This is a genomic window from Mesorhizobium sp. B2-3-7, from assembly GCF_006442695.1.
In the GTDB taxonomy this organism is placed as follows: Bacteria; Pseudomonadota; Alphaproteobacteria; order Rhizobiales; family Rhizobiaceae; genus Mesorhizobium.
In genome coordinates, this window is record NZ_VFVV01000017.1 from 21,693 (window position 1) to 39,449 (window position 17,757).

14 protein-coding genes are annotated in these 17,757 nt (G+C 63.7%); 11 read left to right on the plus strand and 3 right to left on the minus strand.

Features of this window, described 5'->3' with window-relative positions; translation table 11 throughout:
• Positions 1-376 precede the first annotated feature (376 nt).
• The 7 genes from FJ940_RS25810 to phoB all read left to right on the plus strand — a co-directional run bounded on the left by FJ940_RS25810 (position 377) and on the right by phoB (position 10,240).
• A complete protein-coding gene (locus FJ940_RS25810) occupies positions 377-4,510 on the plus strand; it encodes a PAS domain-containing protein (RefSeq protein ID WP_181171816.1) in 4,134 nt (1,377 codons plus the stop codon).
• A 519-nt stretch (positions 4,511-5,029) separates the two neighbouring features.
• The gene (gene pstS, locus FJ940_RS25815; protein ID WP_140517885.1) at positions 5,030-6,088 is read left to right on the plus strand and encodes a phosphate ABC transporter substrate-binding protein PstS; all 1,059 of its coding nucleotides are present in this window, start codon (positions 5,030-5,032) and stop codon (positions 6,086-6,088) included.
• Positions 6,089-6,153: 65 nt separating this feature from the next.
• The gene (pstC, locus tag FJ940_RS25820; RefSeq protein ID WP_140517886.1) at positions 6,154-7,143 is read left to right on the plus strand and encodes a phosphate ABC transporter permease subunit PstC; all 990 of its coding nucleotides are present in this window, start codon (positions 6,154-6,156) and stop codon (positions 7,141-7,143) included.
• 3 nt (positions 7,144-7,146) lie between these two features.
• Positions 7,147-7,998 (plus strand): phosphate ABC transporter permease PstA, encoded by an 852-nt coding sequence (gene pstA, locus FJ940_RS25825; protein ID WP_140517887.1) that lies wholly within the window; start codon positions 7,147-7,149, stop codon positions 7,996-7,998.
• On the plus strand, positions 7,995-8,798 hold the full coding sequence (pstB, locus tag FJ940_RS25830; protein WP_140500574.1) for a phosphate ABC transporter ATP-binding protein PstB: 804 nt from the start codon (positions 7,995-7,997) through the stop codon (positions 8,796-8,798). Before pstA ends, pstB begins: the two co-directional genes overlap by 4 nt.
• Before the next feature lie 25 nt (positions 8,799-8,823).
• Complete coding sequence (phoU, locus tag FJ940_RS25835) at positions 8,824-9,531, plus strand: phosphate signaling complex protein PhoU (RefSeq protein WP_140500575.1); 708 nt, start codon at positions 8,824-8,826, stop codon at positions 9,529-9,531.
• A 19-nt stretch (positions 9,532-9,550) separates the two neighbouring features.
• The gene (gene phoB, locus FJ940_RS25840; RefSeq protein ID WP_010911896.1) at positions 9,551-10,240 is read left to right on the plus strand and encodes a phosphate regulon transcriptional regulator PhoB; all 690 of its coding nucleotides are present in this window, start codon (positions 9,551-9,553) and stop codon (positions 10,238-10,240) included.
• Positions 10,241-10,247: 7 nt separating this feature from the next.
• Here phoB and FJ940_RS25845 read toward each other — a convergent pair whose 3' ends face one another.
• Positions 10,248-11,489, minus strand: a complete 1,242-nt coding sequence (locus tag FJ940_RS25845) for an ROK family protein (protein WP_140500577.1) — start codon at positions 11,487-11,489, stop codon at positions 10,248-10,250.
• A gap of 259 nt (positions 11,490-11,748) precedes the next feature.
• Between FJ940_RS25845 and xylF the strand changes: the two genes are divergently transcribed.
• The 4 genes from xylF (at position 11,749) to FJ940_RS25865 (ending at position 16,859) form a co-directional block, all read left to right on the plus strand.
• Positions 11,749-12,789, plus strand: coding sequence for a D-xylose ABC transporter substrate-binding protein (gene xylF / locus FJ940_RS25850; RefSeq protein WP_140500579.1), 1,041 nt, complete (start codon positions 11,749-11,751; stop codon positions 12,787-12,789).
• A 142-nt stretch (positions 12,790-12,931) separates the two neighbouring features.
• The gene (locus FJ940_RS25855) at positions 12,932-14,284 is read left to right on the plus strand and encodes a sugar ABC transporter permease (RefSeq protein WP_140561572.1); all 1,353 of its coding nucleotides are present in this window, start codon (positions 12,932-12,934) and stop codon (positions 14,282-14,284) included.
• 15 nt (positions 14,285-14,299) lie between these two features.
• Positions 14,300-15,100 carry an ATP-binding cassette domain-containing protein gene (locus FJ940_RS25860; RefSeq protein ID WP_140500582.1) on the plus strand — a complete coding sequence of 267 codons (801 nt, stop codon included), beginning with the start codon at positions 14,300-14,302 and terminating at the stop codon, positions 15,098-15,100.
• Between the two features lie 136 nt (positions 15,101-15,236).
• Positions 15,237-16,859 (plus strand): CHASE domain-containing protein, encoded by a 1,623-nt coding sequence (locus FJ940_RS25865; RefSeq protein ID WP_140561574.1) that lies wholly within the window; start codon positions 15,237-15,239, stop codon positions 16,857-16,859.
• A gap of 203 nt (positions 16,860-17,062) precedes the next feature.
• On the opposite strand, the gene FJ940_RS25870 is transcribed toward FJ940_RS25865, so the two are convergent.
• Positions 17,063-17,308 carry a YMGG-like glycine zipper-containing protein gene (locus tag FJ940_RS25870; RefSeq protein WP_140500585.1) on the minus strand — a complete coding sequence of 82 codons (246 nt, stop codon included), beginning with the start codon at positions 17,306-17,308 and terminating at the stop codon, positions 17,063-17,065.
• Positions 17,309-17,490: 182 nt separating this feature from the next.
• Positions 17,491-17,664, minus strand: coding sequence for a hypothetical protein (locus tag FJ940_RS28575; RefSeq protein WP_181168633.1), 174 nt, complete (start codon positions 17,662-17,664; stop codon positions 17,491-17,493).
• Positions 17,665-17,757: the final 93 nt, after the last annotated feature.

Genomic DNA, 17,757 nt, shown 5'->3' on the forward strand with positions numbered 1-17,757 from the left:
CGGCGCCGGAAAAGCGCCGTTTTCCATTCCGGACGGCCCGTATTCCACATTGGGCGGCGGCCGGTCCCAGAAACGCCGGGCATCGAGCGGGCGCGGAATGACGACGGTGCCGTCATAGCTGCGCGAACAGCCGCTGCCGAAAAGCAGCGCCGCGCTCAGCAAGCAAGGCACAATCCGTCCAAACATCAGCAACACCCCAATATTGGCTTATAGCGCGGCTTCGATCCGGCCGACAACCGGGCGCAATGGCGCAGGCCAGGGCCCGTCCGGTGCGCAACGGCTTGTTAAGGTTAGCGGATCGTTAATGCTTCTCGGGCACATTCCGCCGACGAACCGCGGAGGGAGGGTTCGGCCTTGGATTCGGGGTGGGGACGGCATGGCTGAAGCGAACGAGACAGCCGGCGTGCGCGGCGAGCGCGGGTCGGGCGAAATGGCGGTGAACGACGCGGCTTCGTTCACCGCAGGCATGGATTTGGCCATGCTACGCCAGCTGGTCGAAACGGGCTCGGACTGGATCTGGGAGACCGACGCCGAGCTGCGCTTTTCCTGGCTTTCGCACAACTATCAGGCGGTCACGGGCATCGACCCGGCCGCTGTGCTTGGCCGCTTCCGGTTCGATTTCCTGAAGCAGGTCCTGAACGGCAACCGCAGCGCGGCAATGCATCTGGAGGATCTGCAGGCACATCGGCCGTTCCGTGACTTTGTCTACGAACTGAAGGGAGGTCGCGCCGATTGCCGCTGGGTGCTGACCTCAGGCTTTCCACGCTTCGATGACGAGGGGAAATTCGCCGGCTATCGTGGCATTGGACGCAATGTCACGGGATTGGCCGTCGCCTTCGAAGAACTGGAGCAGAAGCAGCAAGGAGAGGCGTCTTCGGGAGGCCTTCCCGACCTTCGCACGATGGTCGATTCGATGCCGATCGGGATCATGGTCCTCGACGCCGACCTGCGCGCCGAAGTGATCAACCAGGCCTTCTACAATTTGTGGAAAATCGATCCCCAGCGCGCCGGGATCGGCTCGGGCTTCCGCGAGTTGATGGAGGCCAGCCGCGCCGTCGATTCCTACGGCGCAGACGATGTTGCCTGGCGGCGCCATACCGCCGAGCGCGAGTCCGAGATCAGGGCCGGCGTCGCCGGCTCGAGACAATTGCCGCGCAATGACGGGCGTACCCTGGTTGCGTCGCTGGCCCCGCTGGCCGGCGGCAAGCGGCTCATCTCCTATGTCGATGTCACCGACATGAAGGATCGCGAGGCCGAGCTGGCCGACGCGCTGGAAAAGGCGCGACTGGCGGAAGCGGTGATCAACGGCGTCAAGGATCCGATCTTCGTCAAGGATGACGATCTGCGCTTCGTCTTCGTCAACGAGGCGTTTGCGGGCCTGTTCGGCCAGACGCCGCAAACCATGCTTGGCAAGCCCGGCGGCAATTTTCTCGCGCCGGCCGAGGTTGCGCTGTTCGAGAAAAGCGAGCGCGAGGTGCTGGCGACCGGGCGGCCTTACGAGGTGGAGGAAAGCTTCGAGGTCGACGGCGTCAACCGCTCGCGCGTCGTCAGGAAGAACCGCGTTAGAATGGTAAGCGGCCGCAACTACGTGGCCGGCTTCCTCTTCGACGTCTCGGACATGAAGGGCCGTGAGACCGAGGCGCAGGACGCCCGCAAACACCTGGCCAGCGTGCTGGAATCGCTGCCGGCCGCCGTGATCATCTACGACCGCGAGGACAATTTCGTTTTCGCCAACCGCAAGATGCAGGACACGCTGCCGGCGTTGAAGCCGGCGTGGCAGCCCGGCCGCACCTTCCGCGACGCGCTGGCACTCGGTCGTTCGGCCGGCTATTTCCGCTCGAGCGGCGATCCGCAGGTCGATGCGCTCTATGATGGCGATCTCGATCCCTGGCTGGACAGCATCCTCGCCCGCTACCACCTGCCATACTCATCCTTCGAACGTCTCAATCCCGACGGTCGCTGGTACCAGGTCTACGACATGCGCACCGACGACGGCACGTTCATCGGCGTGCGTGTCGATATCTCCGAGATCAAGAGCCGCGAAAAGGCGCTGCACGATTCGATGCGGCAGATCGACCTGTTCCGGCACGTGCTGGACGAACTGCCCGTGGCCGCCTTCATCAAGGCGCAGGACCTCAGCATCGAGTTCGTCAACAAGGCCTGGTGCGCGATCACCGGGCTCGCCAAGGAAGACGTTATCGGCCGCACCGATCGGCAGCTGTTCGGCGACGGGGATGGAGAAAGCTACAGCCTGGACGATACCGAGGTTGCCCTCACGGGCAGCGTCAGGGAGGTCGAGGAGCCCGTCACCCATCGCGACGGCACGGTGCGGCAGTTGATGACGCGCAAGAGCCGGCTGGTGGCGCTGGACGGATCGGTGCATCTGGTCGGCTCCAGCACCGACATCACCGAGGTCAAGGCGCGCGAGCGGGCGCTGGAAGAAAGCATGCGCGAGAACGAGGTGTTCCGCAGCCTGATCGACAACGTGCCGGTGTCGATCTACGCCAAGCGCTCCGATCTCAGGCAATTCTACGTCAACAAGGGCTGGTGCGATCTCACCGGCTTCAGCAAGCAGGACGCGATCGGCAAGACCGATATCGAAATTTTCGGGCCCGACGGCGAAGCCTTCGTCAATGGCGACCTCGCGGTGCTGCGCAGCGGCGAAACCCAGGAGGTCGAGGAGACGGTGATGCTCCCGGACGGCAGCGTGCGCCACCAGTTCGCCCGCAAGGGCGCGATGATCGCGTCCGACGGGTCGCTCTACCTGATCGGGTCGACCACCGACATCACCGAATTGAAGCTGCGCGAGGCGGAACTGCGCGAGGCGCGCCAGCGCGCCATACTTGCCGACCGCGCCAAGTCGGAATTCCTCGCCAATATGAGCCATGAGATTCGCACCCCGATGAACGGCGTGCTGGGCATGGCCGAACTCCTGGCCAAATCCGATCTCGATCCGAAGCAGAAGACCTTCACCGACATCATCGTCAAATCGGGCAACGCGCTGCTCACCATCATCAACGATATCCTGGATTTCTCCAAGATCGATGCCGGCCAGCTGGTGCTCGATCCCGCCCCCTTCAATCTCGCCGAGGCGATCGAGGACGTGGCGACGCTGGTGTCGACGCGGGCCAAGGAAAAGGACCTCGAGCTCATCGTGCGCATCGAGCCTGGGCTCGAAAGCCTGTTCATCGGCGATGTCGGCCGCATCCGGCAGATCGTCACAAACCTGCTCGGCAACGCGGTGAAGTTCACCGAAGAAGGCCATGTGCTCGTCGACGTCACCGGCGAAAGTGTGCCGGACGGAACCAGGCTGACGATCTCGGTCACCGACACCGGGATCGGCATCCCTGAGGAAAAGCTGAAACAGGTGTTCGAGAAATTCAGCCAGGTCGACACCTCCTCGACGAGGCGGCATGAGGGCACTGGGCTCGGGCTCGCGATCACCTCGCGGTTGGTCGAATTGATGGGCGGCGACATCGGCGTGGAAAGCGCCGAAGGCAAGGGGTCGACCTTCTGGTTCACGGTCACGCTGCCCAGGGCCGGACAACAGAACGCGCAGCGCATCATGCCGGTGGACGTGACCGGCGCGCGGGTGCTGATCGTCGACGACAATGCCGTCAACCGCGCCATCCTGACCGAGCAGATGACGTCATGGACCTTCGATTCCTGCGCGGCCGAGAGCGGCGCCGAGGGACTGAAAGTGCTGATCGCGGCCGCCGCCTACGGCGTGCCGGTCGATTGCGTCGTGCTCGATTATCAGATGCCCGAGATGAGCGGCGCCGAGATGGCAGGTGTCGTGCGCAACACCGCCGGGCTTGCCGACACGCCGATCATCATGCTGACCTCCGTCGACCAGTCGCTGGCCAACACCAGTTACCGCGATCTCGGCATTGATGCCCAACTCATCAAGCCCGCACGCTCCTCGGTGCTCCTGGAAACGCTGGTCGCCACCATCCAGCGGCATCGCCACGCCACGGATGTCGCCCGGCCGCTTGCTGTCGAGGGAGGCGGCGGGAACAATCCGCAGTCACCGCCACCGGCGGCAGGGCAACGCGCGTTGCTGCAGCCGCCGCCGGTCAGGCCTCGGCTTGCCGCGACTGGCGGCGAGCAGCGGCTGGACATCCTCGTGGCCGAGGACAATGAGGTCAACCAGATGGTCTTCACCCAGATCCTCGGCGAGACCGGCTACGGTTTCGAGATCGTCGGCAATGGCCGCAAGGCGCTGGACGCTTTCGGCAGGCTCAATCCGTGCATGATCCTGACGGACGTCTCGATGCCGGAGATGAACGGGCTCGAGGCAACCGCCGCCATCCGCCGGCTGGAAGAGGAAACCGGCACGCATGTGCCGATCGTCGGGGTCACCGCGCATGCGCTCAAGGGCGATCGCGAACGCTGCCTGGACGCCGGCATGGATGACTATCTGCCCAAGCCGATCAGCCCCAGGGCCCTGCTCGAAAAGGTCGAGCGCTGGGTCGGCGCCGGTCGCCAGGCCCGGCGCAACGCGGGATAGACTTTGCGCCTTCGGCCGGATTGCGGCGAGAATCAGTCGGGGTCGGCCGCTGCCCTTCGAGCAAGACTATGGTGCGATCGCACCATATCAAAGCCTGCGTCCAGCCGGGACAATGACGGCATCGAATTTCCGCTCTCTCTTCTAGTTACGGGCGGGAGCAGCGACCGCCAGTATGAAGCAGCGTCAATCTACCCCAACGGACCTGTTTTTGGCGATGGCCCGGCCAAGACATCCTCTGGCCTCGAGCAACGCGCTCCCGTCCGGCTTTTCTTCGATCAGCGATCCATGCCGAATCCGATGGCTGTTTGGGTGGCCGGATCGCGCAAGTCCCTGATTCCCGAAGGCAAACCGGCGCCATGCCGCAGCCGCTAATCGCCATCGCCTTTCCAAGCGCCGGCGACGCGTTACCGGGCTGACACGAAACTGTCATGCGACTGTTATAATCGAACGCTATTGGCCTCAGCGGGCGCTGGCAAGGAATGGCGCCGAGAGACCATCTTCCGAACAGGAGCAGGCCATATGAGACATTTCATCCGCTCGGCGGCCGTTGCGATCGCAATGGCTGCGGCGTCCACCCTCACCCTTTCCGCGGCAATGGCAGCTGACATCTCCGGTGCCGGCGCCACCTTCCCTTACCCGATCTATGCGAAGTGGGCCGATGCCTACAAGAAGGAGACCGGCATCGGTCTCAACTACCAGTCGATCGGCTCGGGCGGCGGCATCAAGCAGATCAAAGCCAAGACCGTCACCTTCGGCGCTTCCGATGCGCCGCTGAAGGGCGAGGATCTCGAATCCACCGGACTTGCACAGTTCCCGATGGTGATGGGCGGCATCGTTCCGGTCGTCAATCTCGAAGGCATCAAGCCGGGCGAACTGGTGCTCGACGGCCCGACGCTGGCCGATATCTTCGTCGGCAAGATCACCAACTGGAATGACGCGGCGATCGCCAAGCTCAATCCCGACGTCAAGCTTCCCGACCAGGCGATCGCCGTCGTGCATCGCTCCGACGGTTCGGGCACCACGTTCAACTTCAGCTACTACCTGGCCGACGTCAGCGCCGACTGGAAGTCGAAGGTCGGCGTCAACACCGCGCTCGAATGGCCGGTTGGCATCGGCGCCAAGGGCAATGAAGGCGTCGCCAACAACGTCTCGCAGACCGGTGGCTCGATCGGCTATGTCGAATACGCCTACGCCAAGCAGAACAAGTTGACCTATGCCGACATGATCAACAAGGACGGCAAGAAGGTCGAGCCGACGGCGGCGGCGTTCTCGGCGGCGGCGGCCAATGCCGACTGGAGCTCGCAGCCTGGTTACGGCGTCATCCTGGCCAACCAGCCGGGCGCCGAATCCTGGCCGATGACGTCGGCGACCTGGATCCTGGTCTACAAGAAGCCCGGCGACGTGGCGGCGACCGGTGAAGCGCTCAAGTTCTTCGCCTGGTCCTACGCCAAGGGCGACGACATGGCCGGGGCGCTGGACTACGTTCCGATCCCCGACGCGGTCGTCAAGAGCGTCGAGGACATGTGGGCCAAGGACATCGTCGGCGAAGACGGCAAGCCGCTCTATTCCGCCATGTAATCCCTGCTGAACGAGGAGGGCGCTTCACGGCGCCCTCCCTGTCTTCCTTGAAACGCGAGGGCCAGATGACCGCCGTCTCCGAAGCCATGCCATCGTCGGCCGCCATGCGGGCCAGGGAAGCGACGGTCCGACGCTTCGCGCTCACCGATACGATTTTCCGGACGGCGACACGCTTTTCCGCCATCCTCGTCCTGCTCATCCTCGGCGGCGTGGCGATTTCGCTGTTTGCCGGCTCGTGGGAAGCGCTGTCGAAATTCGGGTTCTCCTTCCTGACGACCGAATCGTGGAACCCGGTCACCGAGAATTTCGGAGCGCTGGCCCCGATCTACGGAACCATCGTCACCGCCGCCATCGCCATCCTGATCGCCGTTCCCATCGGCATCGGCATCGCCATCTTCCTTACCGAACTCTGCCCGCGGCCACTCCGGCGCCCCATCGGCATCGCCGTCGAGCTGCTTGCCGGCATACCCTCCATCATCTACGGCATCTGGGGCCTGTTCGTGTTCGCGCCGTTCCTGCAGACGACGGTGCAGCCCTTCATCATCAAGCTTTTCCACGACGTGCCGGGACTCTCCAGCCTGTTTGCCGGCCCGCCCTACGGCATCGGCCTTCTGACCTCGGCGCTGATCCTTGCCATCATGGTCCTGCCCTTCATCACCTCGATCACCAAGGATGTCTTCGACACGGTGCCGGCGGTGCTGAAGGAATCGGCCTACGGCATCGGCTGCACGACCTGGGAGGTCACGCGCCGCGTCGTCATCCCCTATACCCGAGTCGGCATCATGGGCGGCGTCATGCTCGGCCTCGGCCGCGCGCTCGGCGAAACCATGGCGGTAACCTTCGTCATCGGCAACGCCCACCGCATCAGCGCCTCGCTGTTCGCGCCCGGCACGACGATCTCGGCGACCATCGCCAACGAGTTCACCGAAGCCGACGGCGATCTCTATACGTCTTCGCTGGTGGCGCTCGGCCTGATCCTGTTCGTCATCACTTTCCTGATCCTTGCCCTTGCGCGCTACATGCTGCTGCGCATGGACAGCCGCACGGGAGCCTGACCGATGTCGACGGCCACATCGCTTCACAATCGACGCAAGCGCAGGAATGCCGTGATGATGACGCTATGCGTCGCGGCGGCGGGCATCGGCCTGGCCTGGCTGGCGCTGATCCTCGGCGCACTGCTCTATAAGGGCCTGTCGGGTGTTTCGCTCTCTGTGTTCACCGAAATGACACCGCCGCCCGGCGATGCCGGCGGCCTGCTCAATGCCATCTACGGCAGTATCATGATGACAGTCATCGCCGTCATCGTCGGCACGCCGATCGGTGTCCTCGCTGGGACCTACATGGCCGAATATGGCCGCTTCTCGCGCCTCACCACCGTCGTGCGCTTCATCAACGACATCCTGCTGTCGGCACCCTCGATCATCGTCGGCCTGTTCGTCTACGAGCTGCTGGTGCGGCCGATGGGACATTTCTCGGCGATTGCCGGTGCCGTCGCACTGGCCATCCTGGTCATCCCGGTCGTCGTTCGCACCACGGAGGACATGCTCAACCTGGTGCCGAACGCCCTGCGCGAGGCCGGCGCCGCGATCGGCGCGCCGCGCTGGGTGGTCATCCGCTCGGTCGCCTACCGTGCGGCGCTGTCGGGCATCGTCACCGGCATATTGCTGGCCATCGCCCGCATTTCCGGCGAGACGGCGCCGCTGCTCTTCACGGCACTCAACAACCAGTTCTGGTCGAGTAATCTCAATGCGCCGATGGCCAGCCTGCCCGTCACCATCTTCCAGTTCGCTCTCAGCCCCTACGAGGAATGGCAGCAGCTGGCGTGGACCGGCGCACTCATAATCACCCTTACGGTTCTCGGGCTGAGCATCTTCGCCCGCAGCCTTACCGGACGCAGAGAGGACAGATGAAACCGATGTTGTCCACCGAGTTGAATACGCCCGAAGTCGCGGTCGAGAAAGCCAAGATCGAGGTCAAGGGCCTCAATTTCTACTATGGCCAGTCGAAGGCGCTGAAGGATATCAGCCTGTCGCTGCCCGAGCGCAGCGTCACCGCCTTCATCGGGCCTTCGGGCTGCGGGAAGTCGACGCTGCTGCGCGTCTTCAACCGCATCTACGAGCTTTACCCGAGGCAGAGCGCCGAGGGCCAAGTGCTGCTCGACGGCCAGAATATCCTCGACCGTTCGCAGGATCTCAACCTGCTCAGGACCAAGATCGGCATGGTGTTCCAGAAGCCGACGCCGTTCCCGATGTCGATCTACGAGAACATCGCCTTCGGCGTCAGGCTCTATGAGAAGCTCAGCAAGGCGGAGATGGACGGCCGTGTCGAGCAGGCGCTGAAGCGCGCGGCACTGTGGAGCGAGGTCAAGGACAAGCTCAACGCCAGCGGCCTCAGCCTTTCGGGCGGCCAGCAGCAGCGCCTCTGCATCGCCCGCACGGTGGCGGTGAAGCCGGAGGTCATCCTGCTCGACGAGCCTGCCTCGGCGCTCGATCCGCTGTCGACCGCCAAGATCGAGGAGCTGATCGACGAGTTGCAGGCCGATTATACGATCGTCATCGTCACCCACAACATGCAGCAGGCGGCGCGCGTGTCGAAGCAGACCGCCTTCATGTATCTGGGCGAGCTGGTCGAGTTCGACCGCACCGAGAAGATCTTCACGTCGCCCCGCGAGAAGCGCACGCAGGACTATATCACCGGCCGCTTCGGCTGATCCCAGGCATACGAGGACCAAGATCATGGCCGAACACACAGTCGCAGCCTTTGACGAAGATCTCGGACAGATCAGCAGGCTGATCCGCGACATGGGCGATCTCGCCTCATCGATGGTCGGCGGCGCGACCAAGGCGCTCCTGAATTCCGACAACGCGCTCGCCCAGCGCGTCGTCTCCGACGACGCGATCATGGATGCGCGCCAGCGCGAACTCGACGACCGCGCCATCACCCTGATCGCCAAGCGGCAGCCCATGGCGGACGATCTGCGCCATGTCGTCGGCTCGATCCGCATGGCGGGCGATCTCGAACGCATCGGCGATCTCGCCAAGAACATCGCCAAGCGCGTCGGCACCGTCGGCCTTGCCGCCACGCCGCGCGACCTGTCGCACTCCATCGACGCCATGGCGCAGCTTGTGCTGATCCAGGTCCAAGGCGTGATCGAGGAGTATGCGGCGCGCGATGCCGCGGCACTTGCCAAGCTGCGCGCCGACGATGAACGCATCGACGTCAAATACACGTCGGTCTTCCGCGAGCTGCTGACCTACATGATGGAGGATCCGCGCAACATCACCGCCTGCACGCATCTTTTGTTCTGCGCCAAGAATCTCGAGCGCATCGGCGATCACGTGACCAACATTGCCGAAAATGCCTATTATGTGCTGACCGGCACGCAATTGCCCGCCAATCGCCCGAAGCAGGACGAGACGGCGATGTCGGCGCCAGCGGCTTGACGGCAGGGGTGACCAGTCGATGATCGCGCCACGCATCATGGTGGTGGAGGACGAGGAGCCGCTGGGTGTGCTGCTCCGTTACAATCTGGAATCGGAGGGTTATCAGGTAGAGGTGGTGACGCGCGGCGACGAAGCCGAGATCCGCTTGCAGGAGAATGTCCCTGACCTTCTTGTGCTCGACTGGATGGTGCCGGCGGTGTCCGGCATCGAGCTCTGCCGCCGTCTCCGCATGCGGCCCGAGACCGAGCGGCTGCCGATCATCATGCTGACGGCGCGCGGCGAGGAAAGCGACCGGGTGCGCGGTCTCTCCACCGGCGCCGACGACTATCTGGTCAAGCCGTTCTCAACGCCGGAATTCATGGCACGCGTCAAGGCGCTGCTGCGCCGCGCCAAGCCCGAAGTTCTGTCCAGCGTGCTCAAGGTCGGCGACATCGTGCTCGACCGTGAATCGCACCGGGTCTACCGCAAGAAAAGCGAGATCCGGCTCGGGCCGACCGAGTTCCGCCTGCTCGAATTCATGATGCGACATCCCGGCCGCGTGTTCTCGCGCAGCCAACTGCTCGACAATGTCTGGGGCGAAACGATCTATATCGACGAGCGCACCGTGGACGTGCATGTCGGCCGGCTGCGCAAGGCGGTCAACAATGGCCGCATGCCTGACGTGATCCGCACCATTCGGGGCGCGGGGTATGCGATTCGCGAAGACTAGGGATATGTCACGCAACGTTCTCGCCCACGCCTGATTTCGCCTGTGCCCCCGGCGCGAAAATCTCCTGGTCGACGAAGGTCAGCGCGCGCATGGCGCAGCCCTCGCGGATCAGTGGCAGTTCGTTCGGCTCGGTGTCGAAGGAAATCGATTTCGAGTGCTGGCCGCCGGCGGTCTGGGCAATGGCCTCGCGCAGAGCCGGCTCGATCAGGTCGAAGGCGGCGGCGCTGACGCCGACCATGGCGACCGGCGCCGGATCGATCAGCGCGAACAGGCTGCCAAGGCCGTAACCCAGCGCCTCGCCGGCCTTGCGGTAGGCTTCGCGCTCCGGCCCGTCCTTTTCGCGCGCCGAGGCCGCCAGGGTGCGCATGTCGGCGTCGCTGACGTCGACGGGCTCGGTGTCCTCGCCAAGCTGCCTCGCGTTGCGCCAGATGGCATAGTTGCCGGCATAGGCCTCGACGCAGCCGCGCCGCCCGCAGCGGCAGAGCGCCCCGCCGGGGCGATGGATCATGTGGCCGAACTCGCCTCCGGATGAATGGGTGCCGGTGAACAGTTCACCCTTCAGCACCAAGCCCATGCCGATGCCGTGCGACAAAAGGATGGCGATGAAGTCGTCGCGGTAGCGCTGGGGATCGCGCCAGCGCAGCGCCACCGCCATCATGTTGCAATCGTTCTCCATGGTGGCGGGAATGCCGAACTCGGCCTCCAGTATGTCGGCGAAGGCGATGTCGGTCTGCGGCGTGATCGGCGACCACAGCATGGTGCGCGCATCCGTGTCGGTGATGCCCTGGATCGCCAGCGCGATACGGGCGATGCTGCCGACGTCGAGGTCGGGATCCTCGAACCGCCGCCTGACGATGGCCACGCATTCGCCGATCAGCGCCTCGCGCGACAGGGTGAGCGTGTCCAGCCGGCGCTGCTCTTCAGATATCACCTGGCCGGCATAGTCGATGACGGCGACGGAGAGAAAATTCAGCGACAGCACCACGGTCATCACCGCCGCGGCTTCAGGGTTGAGGCTGAGGCCGACCTGCGGCCGGCCGCGTTTCAGCGCACCGGCCTCGCTCGGCTTGCTCTGCGCCAGGATGCCTTCGCCAATCAGGTCGGAGGAGATCGCCGATATGGTGGAATGGCTGAGCCCGGTGGTCGCGGCAATCTCGGTGCGCGAGGGCTGCCCGGCACGGCGCACGGCCGCGATCACCATCGCCCGGTTGCGTCGGCGCAAATCGTCGTGGCGGATTCCGACCGACATGTTTCTCGCATCCTCCCCGTCGCCGCGTTCTCTCCCCAGGATCCCGACGACCGTCAAATACTGGCAGAACCGGCCTTGGCTGTCATTATTTATTCCGGAGCTCGAAAAAAATTCACGAGGACATCAAAATACATCAGAATCGACGTTGACAGCGTTCCGACGATGGACCAGTGTTTTTTCGAGGCTCGAAAAAATAGAGCCTTTGTGCCGGCCTACGGGCCTGTTTGGTCGCGCCATACGCGGCGCAGGGAGGATTAAGATGAAGAGATTCACAGCCGCCATCCTGGCGGGTGTCGCCATGTCGCTGACGCTCGCGTCGGTCGCGCAGGCGAAGGACAAGGTCATCGGCGTTTCCTGGTCGAACTTCCAGGAAGAGCGCTGGAAGACCGACGAGGCCGCCATGAAGAAGGCGATCGAAGCCGCCGGCGACAAGTATATTTCCGCCGACGCCCAGTCCAATCCCGGCAAGCAGCTCACCGACGTCGAGAGCCTGATCTCCCAGGGCGCCAATTCGCTGATCATCCTGGCGCAGGACGCCTCCGCCATCGGCCCGGCGGTGCAGAAGGCGCTCGACGAAGGCATTCCGGTCGTCGGCTATGACCGCCTGATCGAGAACAAGGACGTCTTCTATCTGACCTTCGACAACAAGGAAGTCGGCCGCATGCAGGCCCGCGAAGTGTTCAAGGTGAAGCCGGAAGGCAACTACGTCTTCATCAAGGGCTCGGGTGCCGATCCGAATGCCGATTTCCTGTTCTCGGGCTCCATGGAAGTGCTCAAGGACGCCATCGACAGCGGCAAGATCAAGAATGTCGGCGAAGCCTATACGGATGGCTGGCTGCCGGCCAATGCGCAGAAGAACATGGAGCAGTTCCTGACCGCCAACGACAACAAGGTCGACGCGGTCGTCGCGGCCAATGACGGCACTGCCGGCGGCGTCGTCGCGGCGCTGACGGCTCAAGGCCTGGCCGGTACCGTTCCGGTCTCGGGCCAGGACGGCGACCACGCGGCGCTGAACCGCATCGCGCTCGGCACGCAGACCGTGTCGGTGTGGAAGGACGCGCGTGAACTCGGCAAGAATGCCGCCGAGATCGCCTCGCAGCTGGCCGACGGCAAGAAGATGACCGATATCGCCGGCGTCAAGGACTTCACAACGCCCGGTGGGAACACCGTCAAATCGCTGTTCCTGACCCCGGTTGCGATCACCAAGGACAATCTCAACGTCGTCATCGACGCCGGCTGGATCAAGAAAGACGAGGTCTGTGCCGGCGTCGCGGCGGGCAGCGTAGCGGCCTGCAACTGATCTTCCATTTCATGCGATGAACGCCGCGGCTGCCAAGCCGCGGCGTTTTTTCAAGAAAATTTGTTTTTCCGCCCCGGGCGGGTAACTTCTAGGCTGGCTTCCGGCATCCCGCATCGGACGGGCAGGCCGGCGGGAGAAAATCATGACCGATACGACGTCCAACCCGCAGGCCGACACCGCGCGTGCGTCGGAACTCGGCGCCGTCGCCCGGTTCCTTAAGGCGACCGAGATCGACACGCGCATGCTCGGCATGATCGGCGCGCTGCTGCTGATCTGGATCGGGTTGCATGTCTTGTCCAGCCTGCGTCTCGGCGTCAATCCGCTCGATTTCGACAGCCGTACCTTTCTCACGCCGCGCAATCTGTGGAACCTGTCGGTGCAGACCTCGGCCGTCGCCATCATGGCCTGCGGCATGGTGCTGGTCATCGTCATGCGCAATATCGATCTGTCCGTCGGTTCCGCCGAAGGGTTGATCGGCATGGTCATGGGCTTCGCCCAAGTGCATTTCCTAGTGCGCTTCGTCGGGCTTGAGCTTGGCAACCCATGGATCTGGGTGCTGGCGCTGGTCATCGGCCTGGTGCTCGGTCTGTTGATCGGCGCCTTCCAGGGCTTTGTCATCGCCTATCTCGAAGTGCCGGCCTTTATCGTGACGCTGGGCGGGCTTCTGGTCTGGCGCGGTGCGGCATGGTGGGTTACCAGCGGCCAGACGGTGGCGCCGCTCAACGCGACGTTCCAGCTGATGGGCGGCGGCCCGGCCGGATCGATCGGCGCGACCTGGAGCTGGGTGGTCGGCATCGCCGCCTGCCTTGCGGTGGTGCTTGCGCTGTTCAACGGGCGGGTACAGCGCAAGCGCTTCCGTTTCCCGCTGCGTCCGATCTGGGCCGAGACGCTGATCGGCGTGGTCACCTGCGCCGTCATCATGGGCGCGGTTTGGCTGGCCAATTCCTATCCATGGCCTGTCGGCATCGTGAACAGATATGCAGCCGCCAACAACATAACCGTGCCCGAGGGCGGCCTGTTCATCGCCCACGGCATCGCCATACCGGTGCTGATGGCCATCGCCGTCGGGCTGGTCATGACCTTCATCACCAAACGCACCCGTTTTGGTCGCTATGTCTTTGCCATTGGCGGCAATCCGGAAGCAGCCAACCTCGCCGGCATCAATACGCGCTGGATCACGATGAAAGTGTTCATGATCATGGGCGTGCTGGCCACGATCGCCGCCGCGATCTCGTCGGCCCGGCAGAACTCGGCCACCAACGTGCTCGGAACGCTCGATGAATTGCTGGTGATCGCGGCGGCCGTCATCGGCGGCACGTCGCTCGCCGGCGGTTCGGGAACGATCATCGGCGCCATGCTGGGCGCGCTTCTGATGCAGTCGCTGCAATCCGGCATGGTGCTGCTCGGCGTCGACTCGCCTCTGCAGAGCATCGTCGTCGGCGCCGTGCTGGTCATCGCGGTGTGGCTCGACACCGTCTATCGCAAACGCGTTTGAGGGAGGAGGACAATCATGGCTGACAGGATCGCTCCCGCCGGCAACCCGCTGGTCGACATGCGCAACATCTCAATCGCGTTCGGCGGCATTCGCGCCGTCGACGATGCCTCGATCGATCTTTTCCCCGGCGAGGTCGTGGCCCTGCTCGGCCATAACGGCGCCGGCAAGTCGACACTGATCAAGATCCTGTCGGGCGCCTACAAGCGTGACGCGGGCCAAATCTTCGTCAACGGCGAAGAGGCTTCGATCTCCAACCCGCGCGATGCCAAGAAATACGGCATCGAGACGATCTACCAGACCCTGGCGCTCGCCGACAATGTCGACGCCGCCGCCAACCTGTTCCTCGGCCGCGAGCTGAGGACCGCCTGGGGCACGCTCGATGATGTCGCCATGGAGGCCGAGGCGCGCAAGGTGATGGGCAGGCTCAATCCCCGCTTCCAGCGCTTCAAGGAGCCGGTGATCAAGCTGTCGGGCGGACAGCGGCAGTCGGTGGCGATCGCACGCGCGATCCTGTTCAACGCCCGCATCCTGATCATGGACGAGCCGACGGCAGCACTTGGACCGCAGGAAACGGCCCAGGTCGGGGAACTGGTCAGGCAGCTCAAGTCCGACGGCATCGGCATCTTCCTGATCAGCCATGACATTCACGACGTATTCGAACTGGCCGACCGGGTGTGCGTCATGAAAAACGGCCAGGTCGTCGGCACTGCCCGCACCACCGATGTGACCCAGGACGAGGTGCTGGGCATGATCATCCTGGGCAAATGTCCGCCTGGCGCCATTCCCGGACCAGGCGCGCTGAAGATCGCCGCCTGAAGCCTGCTGGCCTGAGCCCGTTACCGATCTGCCGATCAGGTGATATGCCAGCCGGCGGGATGGCTTGGCCTTGCCATTGTGTTGACCGGGCGACTTGCCCATAAAGGGCTCACATGCTGATAGGCCGCATTATCCGTTGAAGAAGCTTTTTCCAATCGTCGCTTTCGTTGCCGTTGCGCTGATCAGCATGACAATGGCGGGGTTCGCCTATTTCGCGACGCAAGAGGCGGCTCGCATCAAGTTCGACGCGACCGCGGACGATGCGCTCAACCGTATCGAGAGCCGGATAGACCTGCAGCTGTCGCTGCTGCGCTCGTCGCAAGCCTTGTTCGACGCCCGCAATGGCGACATCTCGCAGAGCGAGTTCAAAGCGTTCTTCAATGCCCTCAACGTCGATACCAATTTCGCCGGCCTGCGCGGCATCGGCTTTCTCCGGCTGGTGAAAGCAGGCGACGAGGCGACGGTCGAGCGCGACATGCTGCATGACCAGGGCACCAGGCGTGCGATCTATCCGGACACCACCCAGCCATGGCGGACGCCCGTTGTGCTGTTCGAGCCGCTCGACCCGTCCAATAAGGCCAGCATCGGCTATGACATGTTCACCGAGCCCGTGCGGCGCGCGGCAATCGAGAAGGCAATGGCAGATGACCAGCAGCACGCGAGCGGGCTGGTGCAACTCGGCCAGGACACGGGTGCAGCACAGACCTTCACCGGCTTTCTCGTCTTCGTGCGGCTCAACGTCGAGACCGCACCTGATGCCATAAACGCATCGCGATCCTCGACGGTAGGCTTTCTCTACGCGGCCTTCCGGGCCAGGGAGTTGTTCCAGATCGCGCTCAGCCGCGCGCCGCTGCTGCCGGTCAACACCGAAATCTACGATGGCGGCGTCGATCCGGATCATCTGCTGTTCCGGTCGGAGACGCCGCCCGTGTCGGGCTTTGGCGACAGGCTGCTGGTCACCCGCAAGATCAGCGTGGCGGGCCGTCCGTGGACCGTGCAGTTCAGGCCGACAAGCGCCTTCTCGCAGCCATCATCACGGGCCATCCCGGTCATGCTCGGCCTGTTCGGGTTGCTGCTGGCCGGCGCCATCGCGCTTGTCGCGCGCTATCAGGAGCGAGCCTACGAGGCAGCGTCGCTGCTGCATGAGACGACGGAAAAGAGCCTGCTCGAAAAGGATTTGATGCTGCAGGAGATGAAGCATCGCATCAAGAATTCGATCACGCGAGTGCTGGCGATCGCGCGCCAGACCGCGTCACGTGCCAGCGACGTCAATGAGTTCTCGGCATCTTTCTCGGCCCGGCTGCAGGCAATGGCCGCGTCCCAGGACATGCTGACGCGCTCGCGCTGGCAGAAGGCGGATCTCGGCGATCTCCTGCGCATCGAGCTTGGCCAAGTGTTCGGAAAGGAGCTGCCGGAAGAGCTTTTGTCCGGGCCGGAGGTGCTGCTTGACGAAACCACGACGCAGGCACTGGGCCTCACCTTCCACGAACTGGCAACGAATGCGCTGAAATATGGCGAGGCCGGCAATACGGTCGGCGCCCTCAGGATCGAATGGTCGGTCGAAGGGCGCGGGCGTGGCCGGGTCTTGGCTCTGAGCTGGCAGGAAACCGGGCAGAAGAAGGTCGACGCCCCGGCCACGACCGGCTTCGGCACCAAATTGATCGACCTCAATGTCACGCGTGAGCTGCGTGGCACGATCCACCGCGATTATCGCGATGACGGATTGAATGTGGAAATCAGGATTCCGCTGCCGGCGTGAATGCCATCGGGCCTTGGCGGAATCGCTCGAGGCTTCACGCGGCGGCCAATAAATTGCCGCACGGCTGCCGGGTTCGCGAATGAGCCCGACAGCGCGCGATTCAAGTTGCTCGGGGCGGTTCAGCGTCTGATAGATCGCCGATCCGCTCCTTGCTCGCAATTCCGGCGGGAAAACCGCTCCGCGCTTTTCCCGCCGGAATTACCTTAGTTGCAGCGAGCCGTGTAGATGCGACCCCGATGATCGCGATACTGGCAGTATCCATTGCGCAGGTTGCGGACCAGCAGGCCGGAGCCGGCACCGACGGCCGCGCCGATCAGCGCGCCCTTGCCGCCGCCGACCAAGCCGCCCACGCCGGCGCCGATCAAGCCACCGCCGACGACATCCTGCTCGGTCGAGGTACAGCCGCTGACGGCGACCACGGCAGCCATGGCAATAAGAATTTTCCGCATAGGGTCACTCCTCACTTCGTGTCCTCACTTTAATAAGCTCCAGCCGTCACTTAGCATGAAAAAACGACCTTTGCTGCTCCAATTTATTGTTGGTGAAGAGAGTCTTTTTCTGGGCGCAGCTTTCCGATGCCTCGGCCGCCGAAAAACCCGAGCGATGTGCGCGCGCGAACGTGGGGGCGGGATCAGGCCAGCTGGGACAGGGCGATCAGGACAATTGCCGCGGCCAACGCCGGAGCGACGATGGGCAGCAGGATGCCATGAGCAACCGGCGATGCCGTGGATGTCTCGGGATCCTGGAATTCGCCCATCGAAATGCGAGCGGCCTGCTCGAGTCTGTTGATATCGGCGACCGTCAAGGCGCTCCTCCCCACTATGCTGCGGCAAAGCCCTCGAAAGCATGCTCGTCGGCTCGGCAGTTCCATCGGTATCTGGCAAAAACAGCATCTGCT

Coding starts and splice junctions, on each gene's coding strand:
- FJ940_RS25810 (WP_181171816.1), top strand. CDS start 377: ATGGCTGAAGCGAACGAGACAGCCGGCGTGCGCGGCGAGCGCGGGTCG.
- pstS (WP_140517885.1), top strand. CDS start 5,030: ATGAGACATTTCATCCGCTCGGCGGCCGTTGCGATCGCAATGGCTGCG.
- pstC (WP_140517886.1), top strand. CDS start 6,154: ATGACCGCCGTCTCCGAAGCCATGCCATCGTCGGCCGCCATGCGGGCC.
- pstA (WP_140517887.1), top strand. CDS start 7,147: ATGTCGACGGCCACATCGCTTCACAATCGACGCAAGCGCAGGAATGCC.
- pstB (WP_140500574.1), top strand. CDS start 7,995: ATGAAACCGATGTTGTCCACCGAGTTGAATACGCCCGAAGTCGCGGTC.
- phoU (WP_140500575.1), top strand. CDS start 8,824: ATGGCCGAACACACAGTCGCAGCCTTTGACGAAGATCTCGGACAGATC.
- phoB (WP_010911896.1), top strand. CDS start 9,551: ATGATCGCGCCACGCATCATGGTGGTGGAGGACGAGGAGCCGCTGGGT.
- FJ940_RS25845 (WP_140500577.1), bottom strand. CDS start 11,489: ATGTCGGTCGGAATCCGCCACGACGATTTGCGCCGACGCAACCGGGCG.
- xylF (WP_140500579.1), top strand. CDS start 11,749: ATGAAGAGATTCACAGCCGCCATCCTGGCGGGTGTCGCCATGTCGCTG.
- FJ940_RS25855 (WP_140561572.1), top strand. CDS start 12,932: ATGACCGATACGACGTCCAACCCGCAGGCCGACACCGCGCGTGCGTCG.
- FJ940_RS25860 (WP_140500582.1), top strand. CDS start 14,300: ATGGCTGACAGGATCGCTCCCGCCGGCAACCCGCTGGTCGACATGCGC.
- FJ940_RS25870 (WP_140500585.1), bottom strand. CDS start 17,308: ATGCGGAAAATTCTTATTGCCATGGCTGCCGTGGTCGCCGTCAGCGGC.